General features: G+C 70.4%; 11 protein-coding genes. 5 read left to right on the top strand and 6 right to left on the bottom strand.

Annotated elements, in window-relative coordinates:
• Positions 1-21: 21 nt before the first annotated feature.
• From VD964_RS17530 to VD964_RS17545, 4 genes are all read left to right on the top strand, one after another.
• Entirely contained in the window at positions 22-2,292 is a 2,271-nt protein-coding gene (locus tag VD964_RS17530; RefSeq protein ID WP_414637187.1) for a lytic transglycosylase domain-containing protein, read from the top strand.
• 54 nt (positions 2,293-2,346) lie between these two features.
• Complete coding sequence (moaB, locus tag VD964_RS17535; RefSeq protein ID WP_149222624.1) at positions 2,347-2,883, top strand: molybdenum cofactor biosynthesis protein B; 537 nt, start codon at positions 2,347-2,349, stop codon at positions 2,881-2,883.
• 11 nt (positions 2,884-2,894) lie between these two features.
• Positions 2,895-3,911: a phosphotransferase gene (locus VD964_RS17540; protein WP_324869799.1), complete on the top strand. Its 1,017-nt coding sequence runs from the start codon at positions 2,895-2,897 to the stop codon at positions 3,909-3,911.
• A gap of 93 nt (positions 3,912-4,004) precedes the next feature.
• Complete coding sequence (locus tag VD964_RS17545) at positions 4,005-5,705, top strand: tetratricopeptide repeat protein (protein ID WP_324869800.1); 1,701 nt, start codon at positions 4,005-4,007, stop codon at positions 5,703-5,705.
• Here VD964_RS17545 and VD964_RS17550 read toward each other — a convergent pair whose 3' ends face one another.
• A complete protein-coding gene (locus VD964_RS17550) occupies positions 5,706-6,149 on the bottom strand; it encodes a bacteriohemerythrin (protein ID WP_324869801.1) in 444 nt (147 codons plus the stop codon).
• 230 nt (positions 6,150-6,379) lie between these two features.
• Here VD964_RS17550 and VD964_RS17555 point away from each other — a divergent pair, with 230 nt between their 5' ends.
• A complete protein-coding gene (locus VD964_RS17555) occupies positions 6,380-7,138 on the top strand; it encodes a Fic family protein (protein ID WP_324869802.1) in 759 nt (252 codons plus the stop codon).
• An 18-nt stretch (positions 7,139-7,156) separates the two neighbouring features.
• Here the strand turns inward: VD964_RS17555 and VD964_RS17560 are convergent, their stop codons facing one another.
• The 5 genes from VD964_RS17560 to VD964_RS17580 form a co-directional block, all read right to left on the bottom strand.
• A complete protein-coding gene (locus VD964_RS17560) occupies positions 7,157-8,800 on the bottom strand; it encodes a CocE/NonD family hydrolase (RefSeq protein WP_324869803.1) in 1,644 nt (547 codons plus the stop codon).
• A gap of 324 nt (positions 8,801-9,124) precedes the next feature.
• Positions 9,125-10,834, bottom strand: a complete 1,710-nt coding sequence (gene ade, locus VD964_RS17565) for an adenine deaminase (RefSeq protein ID WP_324869804.1) — start codon at positions 10,832-10,834, stop codon at positions 9,125-9,127.
• A gap of 85 nt (positions 10,835-10,919) precedes the next feature.
• Positions 10,920-12,227 carry a PAS domain-containing sensor histidine kinase gene (locus VD964_RS17570; protein WP_324869805.1) on the bottom strand — a complete coding sequence of 436 codons (1,308 nt, stop codon included), beginning with the start codon at positions 12,225-12,227 and terminating at the stop codon, positions 10,920-10,922.
• A 17-nt stretch (positions 12,228-12,244) separates the two neighbouring features.
• A complete protein-coding gene (locus VD964_RS17575; RefSeq protein WP_324869806.1) occupies positions 12,245-13,381 on the bottom strand; it encodes a DUF2336 domain-containing protein in 1,137 nt (378 codons plus the stop codon).
• Positions 13,382-13,537: 156 nt separating this feature from the next.
• Positions 13,538-14,302 carry a DUF6969 family protein gene (locus VD964_RS17580; protein WP_324869807.1) on the bottom strand — a complete coding sequence of 255 codons (765 nt, stop codon included), beginning with the start codon at positions 14,300-14,302 and terminating at the stop codon, positions 13,538-13,540.
• Positions 14,303-14,410: the final 108 nt, after the last annotated feature.

Raw genomic sequence — 14,410 nt, forward strand, 5'->3', positions numbered from 1 at the left:
CGCCTGCGCTATTTCGGAACAATGCTCCGGATATTTTGCAGTGCAGCATACCGGGCCGCGAACGCGGTCCCGCTGCGGCGGAACCTTCTGGGGGTGCTGGGTCTCGCGGTGGCTTACACCCTGGGACCCGACGGTGCGGTCGGGCTCCGGCCCGCTTGCGCCGCCCTCATTATTCACGCGCCGGACGGTCACGCCGTCGTCCCGCCCGGCCCGGATTCCGTGCCTGACCCCCATACCCTTGATTTTGGCGAGCCGACTGGCAATCCGGTCATCGGCGACCCGGTCATGGGGCTCCCCGACCCGGGCATTCCCGGCGACCCGTCTTTCGGCGCGCCGGCGGCCGATGCCTCCGCCGGCCCGGCCGGTTCCCCGCTGCTGCTCGCCAGCGACGACGAGGCCCGTGCCGTCCAACTGGACGAGGAGGATGCCGGCCGCTACCGCCGCATCTTCGCGCTGCAGGACCGGGCGGAGTGGGACGCCGCCGACGCCGAGATGGCGAAGCTGAAGGACCGCCGGCTGATCGGCTATGTCCTGCGCCAGCGCTATCTCCACCCCGACCGCCGCGCCGGCTACGAGGAACTCGCCCGCTGGATGCAGGATTACGGCGACCTTGCCGGGGCGGAGCGGGTGCACAGCCTGGCGCAGAAGCGCCAGCCCGCCGGCCAGCGGGCGCCGAAGCCCCCGCGGGGGGAGGAACGCGTGCGTCTCGTCGGCTCGCTGGAACGGATGGGCGGCTTGCGCACCGTCGCCGCGAACGAGGAGGACGAGGAGGACGGCGTCACCGTCGCCCCGCGCAGCCGCACCGTGTCGCGCGCCCGCAGCGACCGCGCCGCCGTGGCGCGGGTGGAGGAGCTGCTGCGTTCCGGCCGCGCCAGCAACGCCCTGACCTTGCTGAACCAGGACGAGTTCGGCGGCAGGCTCGACACCGTGCAGTATGACGCCGCCCGCGCCCGCATCGCCGAATCCCTCTACTTCTCGGGCGAGACGGCGCAGGCACTGACGCTCGCCTCCGCCAGCGCCGCCCGGTCGGGCGACATGCTGCCGGACGCGCATTGGATCGCCGGGCTTTCCGCATGGCGGCTGAAGCAGCCCGACCGCGCCGCCCGCCATTTCCAGGGCATGGCCGCCGCCGGTCCGCGCTCCCCCTGGAAGGCGGCGGCCGCCGACTATTGGGCGGCCCGCGCACTGGCGCGCAAGCCCGGCAAGGAGAAGGAGGCGGCGGAGCATCTGGCCGCCGCGGCCCGCTATCCCCACACCTTCTATGGCCTGATCGCGCTCCGCACCCTGGGCACGCTGCACGATGTGCGCTGGCAGGCGCCGGAGCTGAGCGGGCGGACGCTTGCGGCGATCGCGGCCAAGCCGGCAGGATCCCGCGCCATCGCCCTGCTGCAGGTGGGCCAGCGCGAACTGGCCGGCATGGAGTTGCAGCGCATCCACCCGCAGGGCGACCCGCTGGTCGAACAGGGGATGGTGGCACTGGCCGACCGCGCCGGGGTGGCGACCCTGTCGCTGCGTCTGGGCAACGCGGTGGCCGGACCGGACGGCGCGCCCTATGCCGCCGCCCTCTACCCGCTGCCGCACTGGACGCCGCGCGACGGCTTCGCCGTGGACCGGGCGCTGGTCTTCGCGGTAATGCGCCAGGAATCGCGCTTCGACCCGCGGCTGGTCAGTTCCGCCGGGGCGACCGGGCTGATGCAGATCCTGCCCAGCACCGCCCAGCATGTGCGCGAACGCCACGCCGACATCGGCAGCGAGGACGCCAACCGCGACGCCCTGTTCGATCCCTCCCGCAACATGGAGCTGGGCCAGCGCTATCTGACCGAGTTGCTGGGCATGCCGGAGATCGACGGCAACCTGTTCCTTGCCGCCGCCGCCTACAATGCCGGACCGGGCACGCTGGCGCGCTGGCGGCGGGAGTTGAGCGACATCACCGATCCGCTGCTGTTCATCGAAAGCCTTTCCTTCGGCGAGACGCGCGACTATGTGGAGAAGGTGATGGCCAACTTCTGGATCTACCAGCTTCGGCTGGGCCAGGAGACCGCCTCGCTCGACGCCGTCGCCGACGGGAAATGGCCGTCCTACATCCCGGTGGAGGCCCCCGCGACCCAGGTCGCGGCCCAGCCGGACCCGCTGCCGGCGGCAAAGCCGGCGATCCCGGCCGCGGCGACCGCAGCCGCCGAGAAGCCGACGGCGGAAGCCCCGGCGGCCGAGCCTTCCGTCGCGGACGCTCCGGCAGTTCCGGCCCGGGTGGAGACGGTGGCGGAGCGGGGGGAGGCCAGCCCGATACCCTGATCGCCGGTGCGCCCTTGCCGGGCTCCGGCCCGACACGAGGACACGCCTGTCGCCATGCCGAAGATCGACGAGAGCCGCCCCTTCCTTCCCGTGAACATCGCGGTGATCACGGTGTCCGACACCCGCAGCGCCGCCGACGACCGCTCCGGCGACGCACTGGCGGAACGGATCGCCGGTGCCGGCCACAGGCTCGCCGCCCGGACCATCGTTCGCGACGACATCGCGGCGATCCGCGCCCAGGTGCAGGCATACATCGCCGATCCGCAGATCGACGTGGTCCTGACCACCGGCGGCACCGGGGTCACCGGCCGCGACGTGACGCCGGAAGCGGTCGAGGCGCTCTATGAAAAGGCGATCCCCGGTTTCGGCGAGTTGTTCCGCTACCTGAGCTACGCCAAGGTCGGCACCTCCACCATCCAGAGCCGGGCGACCGGCGGCGTCGCCAACGGCACCTACATCTTCGCCCTGCCGGGCTCGCCCAGCGCCTGCCGCGACGCCTGGGACGACATCCTGGTCTGGCAGCTCGACAACCGCCACCGCCCCTGCAATCTGGTGGAGCTGATGCCCCGCCTGCGCGAGCACATGGCGTGAGCGGAGTTGGCGTGAGCGCACCGGCTGGCTTCTCGATGGAGGCCCTGCACGCCGCCCTGATCCGGCTGCCGCGCCTTGCCGACCTCTCCCCCGACGCGCTGGAGCCGATGCCGCTGAAGGGCGTCGCCCACGACCATGTCCGCCTGCGCGGCCGCCGGCTGGTCGCCCGCATCCCGCGCTGGAGCCAGCTTGGCCTCGACGCCTGGACGGCGCTGGACCGGCAGGCGGCCGCTTTCCGCCGGGCCGAAATGTCGGGCCACACCCCGCGTTTTGCCGGCCTGCTGCCGCCGGGCGAGGGGCTGCCGCTGGGCGCCCTGGTGGTCGGCGAGGTGGAGGGACGCACCCCCGTCCTGCCCGCCGACATGCCGGCCATCGCCCGCGCGCTGGCGGCGATCCACCGCATGGCTCCGCCGGACTTCTACGAGCCGCTGCCCGCTCCGCCCGATCCGGTCGCAGCATTGCTGGCCCAGGTAGAGCGGCAGGCGGAGTGGTTCGACCGCGCCGCGCTGGACGCCGACGCCCGCGCACTGGTCGCGGAGGAGCTTGCCGCCGCCCGCAGCGGCGACCTCGCCCCGCCGCCGGAGACCCCGATGCCGCTGACCGCGGTGGGCGTGGACGTGCATCCCGGAAATTTCCTGATCGACGGCCATGGCAAGGCCTGGTTCACCGACCTGGAGAAGCTGCAATACGGCCACCCTGCCAGCGATCTCGCCCATGCCAGCCTCTACACCTCCACCAAATGGGACCCGGCGGTGGATGCGGAACTGGCGCCGGCCGACATCGACGCCTTCGTCGATGCCTGGGCGATGGCGGTTCCCGGCGACCTCGCCGACGAGGTGCGGCCCTGGCTGAAGCCGCTGCGCCGGCTGACCTGGCTGCGCACCCTGTCCTGGATGGCCCGCTGGTCGGTGGAGGGCGCCACGCTGTCGCCGGGCATGCCGGAAGACTTGCGCGCCCATATGGACGCCCATGTCACCGACATCCTGCGTGCCGAACGGATCGAACAGGTGCGCCGGGATTGGCATTGATTGAGTGCGAAAAAGGGAAGGGCACGAAAGTCGCTTGCCCGCGCCCTGGGGAAAATGATGGGATATCGACTCGGAAAACGAGGTGACGAGAGCATGACGAGTTTCCGACGCCGGTTGCTGCCGACCTCCCTGGCCACCCTGCTGACCGGGGCCATATTGGCGCCGGCCTTCGCCGCCGGCCCGCCCGGCGAGACCGCCGGCTCCGCCACCGGCAGCTATCTGGCCGGCCGCTACGCCCAGCACCAGGACGACTGGACGGCGGCGGCGCGCTTCACCGCCCGGGCGCTGGCCGCCGACCCGGACGATCAGGCCCTGCTGCGCCGCACCTTCCTGCTGCGGCTGGGCGAAGGGCAGGTCGACACCGCCATCGGCTATGCCGCCCGCCTGCTGGGCGAACAGGGCGAACCGCAAATGGCGCTGACCCTGCTGGCCGCCGATGCGCTCGCCAGGGGCAAGCTGGACGAGGCCGACGGCTATGCCGCGCGCCTGCCGGCCGATGGGCTGGGCCGCTTCATCACACCGCTGACCCGCGCCTGGCTGGCGACTGCCCGCGGCAAGACCGACGAGGCGCTGGCCGCGCTGGAGCCGCTGGCGGCCGTCCAGGGCTTCGGCGCGCTCTACAACCTGCATGCCGCCCTGATCCTCGACCTCGCAGGCCGCAGCGAGGATGCCGCCGCCCGCTACGTCAAGGTGACGGACACCGAGGCGCCGCTGCGGGTGGTGCAGATCGTCGGCAACTTCATGATGCGCACCGGCAAGAAGGACGATGCGCGCAAGCTCTACGAGACCTTCCAGATCAACAACCCCGACGGGCTGCTGGTGGAGCCGGCGCTGGACGCCATGGCGAAGGCGCCGGCCGACGCCCGCCCGGTGCCCGATGCACGTTCGGGTCTGGCGGAAGCGCTGTTCGACCTGGGCAGCGCCTTGCATCACGAGAATGCCGACGAACCGGCGCTTCTGTTCGGCCGCATCGCGCTGCACCTGCGCGGGGATCTGGCGCTGGCCCATCTGCTGATCGGCGACATCGTGGCCTCCCGCGACCATCATGAGGAGGCGCTGACCGCCTACCGGCTGCTGGCGAAGGACCCGCTGCTTGGCTGGACCGCCCGCATGCGCGAAGCGGACAGCCTCGCCCGCATGAACCGCAACGACGACGCCATTGCCGTTCTCAAGGCCCTGTCCGCCGAACGGCCGGAGCGGACCGACGCGGTGACCCGGCTGGGCGACATCTACCGCTATGCCAAGCGGTACGACGAGGCGATCCCCGCCTACACCACCGCGCTGGAGCGGATCGGCGCGCCGCAGGAGCGGCATTGGCCGCTGCTGTACGCCCGCGCCATGAGCTACGAGAAGACCAAGCAGTGGCCGCAGGCGGAGGCCGACCTGCAGACCGCGCTGAAGCTGCGGCCGGACGAAGCGTCGCTGCTGAACTTCCTCGGCTACAGCTGGATCGACCGGGGCGAGCATCTGGACAAGGCCAGGGCGATGGTGGAGCGCGCGGTTGAATTGCGCCCGCGCGACGGCTACATCGTCGACAGCCTGGGCTGGGCGCTCTACAAGCTGGGCGACTTCGAGGGCGCGGTTGCGAAGCTGGAGCGCGCCGTGGAGTTGAAGCCGGGCGATCCCACCATCAACGACCATCTCGGCGACGCCTACTGGCGCGCCGGCCGCCGCAACGAGGCCCGGTTCCAGTGGATGCGCGCACTGCGCAACGCCGACGAGGACACCGACAAGGCCGGCATCCAGGCCAAGCTGGACGAGGGAATGGCCGACCGGAAGGCCGCGGCGAAGTAGCTAAGCTTTCCCTCTCCCCGACCCTCTCCCCGGGGGGGGAGAGGGAGACTCCCCCACATAGGGCTTGTACTGGCTGTCCGTCTGCTGGATGTGCTCCACGAACCAGTCCTTCAGCAGAAGGATCAGGTCGACGCGCAGCATGGTGGGGTTGCCGCCGTCGAAGTCGCGGGCCAGCTTGTCCACCTCTTCGGCGAAATAGCGGTGGGCGGCGAGATGGCCGTCCAGTTCGGGATAGCCGCAACGCTCCATCATCGCCTCCTCCCGCGCGAAATGGACGGCGACGTAGTCCTTGAGGCTGCCGAGCAGGCTGGACAGCTCCTCCCGGTTGGCGGGGGTGATGCCGCTTTCCAGCAGGCCGTTGAACAGGTCGAGGAGCCGCCGATGCTCTTCGTCGAGCACGAGCACGCCGACGCTCATGGATTCGTCCCAGGCGACATAGGTCATCGCAGCGACCTCCCCCCTCGCATCCCGCGAATTCAAGCGCCTTCCGCCCTTTTCAAGCGGTTGCGGCCGGCCATGGCTGGGTTGTGGACATCTTGACAGGGATCCTAAAACCGGCAACCGTGCCCGTCCAAGCGGCAAATCCCCGCAGGGGGCGCGGCATGATGCGCCAAGCACCCTCGAACCGGCCTCCATCCACCAGACCGCCCCCATTCACCAGATCAGAGTGACCGATGGCCCTGCTCGACGAGATCGCGGAGAAGAAACGGGCGCTGGACGCGGCCCGCCCCCTGCCGCAGGAGGTCGTGCACGGCATCGCCGACCGCTTCGAACTGGACCTCACGGTCGCCGCCGCCGCGCTGGAGGAGGTGCCGGTCAAGCCCGCCGACGTCAAGGCGATCCTGGAGCGCGGCAGCATCCTGCGCCACCGCGCAGTGGAGGAGCAGCGTTTCGTGCTGAACCATCGCGCGGCGCTTGAACTGATGGCGCGGCTGTCCTTCGATCCGACCGGCGCCGTGACCGAACGCACGGTCACCGCCTTCCACAGCGTGCTGTATCGCGGGATCGAGGACGAGGCAGGGAAATACCGCAACGGCGCGCCGAAGGACGATCCGGCGGAAACCGCGCCCGACCCGGCCAAGCTGCGCGTGTCGATGTCGGCGCTGTCGACCTGGATGCGCAAATCGGACGCCGGCCCCGACACCGCCTTCGAGGCGCATCACAAGCTGAGCGCCATCCGACCCTTCCACGCCGGCAACCGGGCCACGGCGCTTCTGCTGTGCAACCTGATCCTGAACCGGGCCGGCTACCCGCCGGTGGTGGTCCTGGCGGAGGACCGCGGCCTCTATTTCGACCTCGTCGAACGGGCCTGGGCGGTCGGCGACAAGACGCCGTTCCGCGACCTGATGATGCGCTTCCTGTCGCAGAGTCTGGATTTCTGCCTGGAGGCGGCGGGAAGGGCCGACGCGGGCGACGACGCCGATCCTTCCTGAGAACCGGGCGCCGATCAGTCAGGCCGGCAGGCGCAGGCGCGACGGCCGATCCGGTCCGCTGTGGATCAGCAGGGTGATCGGCAGCGCATCGACCCGGCGGGTCTCGCCCGGTTCGGCCCCGGTGCCGGGATTGACCGGATAGGCCGGGAAACAGGAGCCGGCGAGGCTGAGGCGCAGCGCCGATCCCGGCGCCAGCGTGGCGCAGGCCGCTCGCATGGCGATGGTCAGCGGCCGGGTCGGATCGCCCGGCTCCACCCGCGCATGGCCCTGGGTCAGCGGCAGCACCTGCCCGTCGGGGCGCACCACCGACAGCACGGCGCTGACGTCGAAGGACGGGGCGTCGGCCTCCACCCACAGATCCAGCGCGACCCGCCCGGCCAGCATCAGCGGCTCGTCCAGCGGCAGGCTGGTGTAGGTCGCCACATCCGGCCGGCGGTCGACGGCGGCGCGGTCGAAGCGGCCGGCGACGGCCGGCACCGCATGCCCCCCGACCGTCGGCACCGGACTGCGCGGATCATGCACCACCACGTCGAGTGCCTCGAAATCGGGCATCTCCGGCGCCAGCCGGCCACCCTGCCGGTTGGCGAGGCCGTCACTGGCCAGATGCAGCACCGCCTCGGCCGCGGGCAAGGCGGGCAGGTCGTGCCAGCGCCCGGTTTCCACGTCATGCAGGCGCACTTGGCCGCCGCGGTCAGCCCCCTGCCCTTTCAGCACCCGCTCCCACCAGGCGAGTTGCAGCGTGTCGAGTGTCGGCGCCTCCCCCGGCGCCGCGGCCGGACCATCGGCGCCCCAGGGACCGACCACCAGCCGCACCGGCGCCCTGCCGCGCGCAGCAAGCAGGTTGTGCGCATCCAGCGTGCCGGCCAGCCGCGGATCGTACCAGCCGCCGAGTTGCAGCACCGCGACGTCGGCCGGCATCTCCGCCAGCATCGCCCTGGGCGACAGCGCGGTCCAGGCCGGGCCGGGCACCGGGTTGGTCAGCCAGTCGTCGTAATGGGAATAGCGGGCGTAATCGCGCAGGGCCTGCGGCCGCGACGGGATCTCGTCGTCGATGGGCAGGCTGCGCGCCGCATCGGACAGGATGCGGTGGCCGGTGCCGTCCTCCACCCGCCGCGCCGCCTCGGCGGCGGTGCGCAGAGCCCAGCCCATGGCGTCAGCCAGCCGGAAGGCCCCGCCCTCATAGGCCCAGTCGGAGAAGACGTCCCAGCCGGCGAAGGCCGGCGCCACGGCGCGCAGGGCCGCCGGTCGCTCCGCCAGCGCCAGCCACTGCGCCATCCCGGCATAGCCGCAGCCATACATCCCCACCACGCCCGACGACCCCGGCAGCGAGGCCGCCCAGGCCACGGCGTCGGCCCCGTCCTCCCGCTCCGCCTCGAAGGGGCGGAAACGGCCGTCCGACGTGCCGCAGCCGCGCACATCCTGCACCACCACGACATAGCCCCGCGCCGCGTACCAGCGCGGATGGGCGTAATGGCTGGTCAGCGCGGTGCGCCGGCCGCAGGCGACGCGCAGCAGCAGCACCGGCCAAGTGCCGGCGGCGTCCGGCCGGTAGAGGTCGGCATCCAGCCGCACACCGTCGCGCGTTCGCATCGACACGGTTTCCGGCGGCCGGACCGGCAGCAGGTCATGCGACTGATGGATCACCGGGGCCAGATGGGTCATGGCTGATCAGGCTCGCTCGATGACGAACAACGAATAATGTGTCGTCGAGGCAAAGCCTGTGCCAGAGGGTTCGGAGTGATTTACTCAAATTTTCATCCCGCTCCGCCCACTGTTTAAAGCCCCTCTCCCCTTGCGGGAGAGGGGTTGGGGTGAGGGGTGCGGCGGCCGACAGGCCGATGGAATGCTTGAGTTTGCGACCCCTCACCCCAGCCCTCTCCCACAAGGGGAGAGGGGGAGTCGTCTGCATGACCGTGCCGTTTCCCAGAACGACCAGGCCCCGCCCATTCCCTGCGCCTCTGCCTCATTCCCGGGCAACCCGCCCGTTCAGGCGGCAATCAACTCGAAGCGGTCGACATCGACCATGCCGCGGTCGGTGATCTTCAGATGCGGAATGACCGGCAGCGGCAGGAAGGCCAGCTGCAGGAAGGGTTCGGCCAGCGGGCAGCCCATGGCGCGGACGGCGGCGCGCAGGGTGCGCAGTTTCCCCTCCACCGCCTCGAAGGGTTCCAGGCTCATCAGCCCGGCCAGCGGCAGGGCAAGCTCGCCCACCACCTTGCCGTCACGCACGGCGACGAAGCCGCCCTGCAGCTCGATCAGCCGGTTGACGGCGATGCGCATGTCGGCATCGCTGGCCCCCACCACGCAGATGTTGTGGCTGTCGTGCCCGACCGACGACGCCAGCGCGCCCTCCGCGAAGCCGAAGCCCTGGACGAAGCCGCGGCCGATGTTGCGGTTGCTGCCATGGCGGGCAAACACGCAGATCTTCAGCAGGTCGCGCGACGGATCGGCCACCATCCGGCCGCCCACCACCGGCACCTCGATCCGCCGGTGCTCGGTCAGGATCCTGCCCGGCTCCAGCCCGATCACCGACTGGATCGACCCGCCGGCCGGGACGGCGAAATCCTCCTCCGCCACCGGCTCCAGCTTCACCGAATCCAGCCCCACCGGCGTCACCGCCGGCCGGCCGTCGAAGCTGTGCGGGCCGACGATCCTGCCGTTGCGGATGACCCGGTTGACCGCGCAGTCCTCCAGATCGTCGAGCAGGACCAAGTCGGCGCGATGCCCCGGAGCCACCAGCCCGCGGTCGTACAGGCGGAATCCGCGGGCCGCCGACCAGGTGGCGGCGCGGTAGACATGGGCGACCGGCGCGCCGAGGCGGATGGCGCTGCGGATCAGGTGATCCATGTGCCCCTCCTCCGCGATGTCCAGCGGGTTGCGGTCGTCGGTGCAGAAGCCCAGGAAGGGCGAGGTCTCGGGATTGATGACCTCGGCCAGGGCATGGACGTCCTTCGACACCGACCCGTCTCGGATCAGCACCTGCATGCCCTTGCGCAGCTTCTCCATCGCCTCCGCCGCGCTGGTGGTCTCGTGGCAGTTGCGGATGCCGCAGGACAGGTAGGCGTTCAGCTCCTTCCCCGACACCAGCGGGGCGTGGCCGTCGATGTGGCGACCGTCGAAGGCAGCCAGCTTGTCCAGCACCCCATCCACCTTGTGGAAGACGCCGGGGAAGTTCATGAACTCCGCCAGCCCCAGGACGCGGGGATGGTCCATGTGACGGATCAGGTCCGGCGCCTCCAGCCGCGCGCCGGACGTCTCCAATTCCGTCGCCGGCACGCAGGAGGACAGCTGCACGAACAGGTCGAGCGTCGTCCCGCCGGCGCTGTCCAGGAAATAGCTGAGCCCCCGCTCGCCCAGCACGTTGCAGATCTCGTGCGGGTCGCAGATGGCGGTGGTGGTGCCGCGCGGCAGGACGCAGCGGTCGAACTCCTGCGGGGTGACGCAGGTGGATTCGCAATGGACGTGGGTGTCGATGAACCCCGGAACCACGGTCAGCCCGCGCCCGTCGATCTCCTCCACCCCGTCATAGGATTCGTAGGTGCCGACAATGACCTCGCCGCAGACGGCGATGTCGCCCTCGGCGATCTCGCCGGTCACGACATTGAGGAAGCGCGTGTTCTTGATGACCAGATCGGCCTTCGCCTCGCCCAGCGCCTGCCCGATGCGCGTCTTCAGATCATCCCGGCTGACCGCCATAACCCACCCCGCCTGTCGTCTATTCAAGCAGGCAAAGTGGCTCGCCGCGTGGCGGCATGCAAGCGGCTATCGTCCCTGATTTCGATCACTCGCCGTCATAGGGCGGCGCCACCGGCAGGCGCACGCTGACCGTCGTGCCCTCTCCTTCGCGGCTGCGGATGTCCAGCGTGCCGTTCAGCAGATCGACGAAGGAACGGACCAGCGGCAGGCCCAGCCCGGTGCCGCCGGAGCGGCGGGACAACTGGCTGTCGACCTGACCGAAGGGCTGCAGGGCCACGGCGATGCCTTCGGCGTTCATGCCGATGCCGGTGTCGGCGATCTCGATCAGGATGCGGCCGCATTCCGGTCGGACGCGCAGCGCGATGCCGCCGCCGGCGGGGGTGAACTTGACGGCGTTGGACAGCAGGTTCAGCAGGATCTGCTTCACCCGCACCGGGTCGCCCAGCAGGTGCGGCGTATCGGGGGCGATGTCCTGGGTCAGGGTCAGGCCGCTTTCCTCCGCCCGTTCGGCGATCAGCAGCAGCGAGCTTTCCACCGCGTCGCGGACGTCCATCGGCTGCGGATGCATCTCCAGCTTCCCCGCCTCGATCTTGGCGACGTCCAGGATGTCGCTGATGACGGCCAGCAGATGCTGCCCCGACTTGCCGATCACCTTGGCATAGTCGAGGTATTTGGGATGGCCCAGCGGCCCGACGATCTCGCTTTCCATCATCGAGGAGAAACCGATGATGGCGTTCAGCGGCGTGCGCAGCTCGTGGCTCATGTTGGCCAGGAACTCGCTCTTGGCCCGGTTGGCCAGTTCGGCCTGCTCCTTGGCCTGGATCAGCGCCTGTTCGGCGCGGCGGCGTTCCTGGATTTCCTGCATCAGCGCGCGGGTGCGCTCGGCGACGCGCATCTCCAGCTCGTCGCGGGCCTGCCGCAGGGCCAGTTCCGCCCGCTTGCGCCGGGTGATGTCCTGGCCGACGCACAGGATGCCCGGTGCCACGCCGTCCGCCTCCGGCAGGCGGTTCAGGTTCCACAGGAACACCCGCTCGCTCATGCAGTCCTGCTCGCGCAGCGCCTGTTCGAAGTTGCGGATCTCCGTGCCCTGGACGGCGATGGCGAGTTGGGCGGCGAAGGCGCCGGTCGGGCGCTCCCCCATCACCTCCGTCCAATGGCGGCCGATGGCGCCGCCCCCGTCCATGCCGAAGGCGCGTTCGGCTTCCCGGTTGGCCTCCTGCACGCGGCCGTCCTCGCCCAGGACCAGGATGATGCTGGCCGCGGTCTGCACCAGGGAGCGGAAACGCGCTTCGCCCGCCCGCGCCTCGCTCTGCCGCAGGGCGGCCTCCAGCTCGGCCACGCGGGCTTCGAGAGGGCGGACGGTCTCCGCCGGCCCGGCGGAGCTTGCGTCCATGAAAACCGACCGGTCGGTCACGCCGCGGCGTTTTCCGGCTGCATGATATCGCCCAGCTTCGCCAGCAGGAATTCCAGATCCTCGGGCGCGAGATCCTCGTACTGGGTCAGGATGCGCTCGATCACGCGGCGGCGGTGACGCTCGCGGTCGCCGGGCTCGCCGTCATAGGGCGTCTCCTTCAGCACATCGATGGCGATCCGGCAGGCCGGCAGCAGGGCCGGCGGCAGCTTCGCCTTGTCGTACAGCGATTTCAGCCCCAGCCGGCCGGCATCGTGGATCAGCAGGCGGGCGTTGGTCAGCGGCACGTTCGCCATGCGCGACATGGCCATCTCGAAAAAGGCGATGTCGCCGGTGCACAGCGAGCGCAGCAGCAGCGAGGGTGTCAGGCGGCCGGTACGGGCGAGCTGGCCCACCAGCCGGTCCAGGGCGCCTTCGTCGCTCTCTCCGGTGAACAGCGCCACGGTCGCCCGTTCGCGGCTCTGCAGGATCAACTCCGACGCGACCTTGGCCGGCAGCTCATGGTGGGCGACGAGATGCTGGCGCAGCCGTTCCGACACCACGGCGACCAGCCGTTCGGCGATGGTGATCGGCAGCCTGGAGCGGTGGACCAGCGGGTCCTGCACCGCCTCGCTGGCGCCGAAGCGGTCGATGACGCGGCCCAGGCTCTGCTCGCCCAGTTCCGCCCCCTCGTTGGCGACCAGCGCGGCGACGGCGCGTTCGGACCCGCTTTCGATCAGCGCGTCGGCGACCACCGCCGGCACGGTCGGGCGCTGGGCGATGGCGGTGCTCTTGGCCTCGGCGCCCGACCGCACGATCTCGACCAGATCGGCCGGGGTCAGCACGGTGGAGACGCTGAGGAGCGGGATAGCCACCGCCTCCACGTCGCGGGCAAGGTTCAACGCCACGTCGCGCGGCAGGGACGGGCTGGATTTCAGGTTCTCGGCCAGGGTCTGGCGGACGCGCAGGACCGTGTCGTTGACCATCAGGCGGATGATGTCCTCCGCCAGCTTATGCTCGGCCTGCGACAGCTCGGGGCTGTCGAACTGCTGGGCCAGCTTGGCGGCCAGATCGGTCCGGCTGTTCGGCGACGGGTCGGCCAGCAGCCGCACCACGTCCTCCTGGGTCAGATGACCCGACTTCATACCGTCACTCATGGGTCCGGGACCCTTCCTGCCCTGGTCCGTCTCCATATCTGTCGCGAAGAGGCGATACCCGCGCGGATGTGGGCGGAGACTTGTCCACACCGTCAAGGATCTTCCGAAACGGTTGAACCTTCATTAACGCCGGCGGGACATAGATCGTCGGAAGGATCAGGGCAGCTCGACGAAGCTGGGCGGTTCCGGCAGGATCGGGCGGCGGCGGCGGGCACCGCGCAGGTGGATGGCGACCTCGGCGATCTGCTCCTCCACCGAGATGTGGCGCTGGGAGGCGACCTCCAGCCCGCGGTCCTCGTAGACGTAGGCGTCTGGATGCGCGTCGGCCCAGCGCCGGATGGCGGTGTCCCGCTCGCGCAGCAGGCCGACGATGGTCGGGCGGAACAGCCGCATCATCGCGGTGATCCACCGGTTGGCCGGCCAGGACGGTCGGGCATGGTCGACCTCGAAGGCGTCGAGCATGGCGATCACGTCGTCGGCCCCGTACCAGGTTTCCCCCGTCACCCAGCGGTTGGTGGTGAACAGGCGCACCGGCTGGCCGGCGACGTCCATGGCGATGCCGATCAGGTGCGACAGCGCGTCGTTGTCGTTCTCCGGCGGCTGGAAATCGGGCAGCGGCGCTGGCCTCAGGCCGGACGGCATGCCGTGGGGCCGCAGGAAGGTGTGGAAATGCCCATGCTCCCCGTTGGGCCGCTCGCCTTCGGGATGGCAGTGGTAATAATACTGGGCGTGGAATTCGGCGTCGTAGATGTCGCCCGGCGGATAGTGCTTCCACTCGTACAGCGTGCCGTGGCCGCGCAGAAGTTCGCCCACCACCGTGTCGCCGGTCTTGGCCAGGACGCGTTGGCACAGGCGCACCTCGCGTCCCGCCTCGGCCATCGCCTCCAACTCTTCCCGGGACACGTCCGACAAATCCGTCATCGCCCGATCCTGCGCTGCGCGAACACCCCCATTACGTACGCGGCTATGCGGATGTGGCAAGGTCTTTTCCGCTGCGGCACTTGGCGTTGCAGCCGAGCCTGCGCTTGG

It is taken from the genome of Azospirillum sp. (assembly GCF_035628975.1).
Classification (GTDB): domain Bacteria; phylum Pseudomonadota; class Alphaproteobacteria; order Azospirillales; family Azospirillaceae; genus Azospirillum.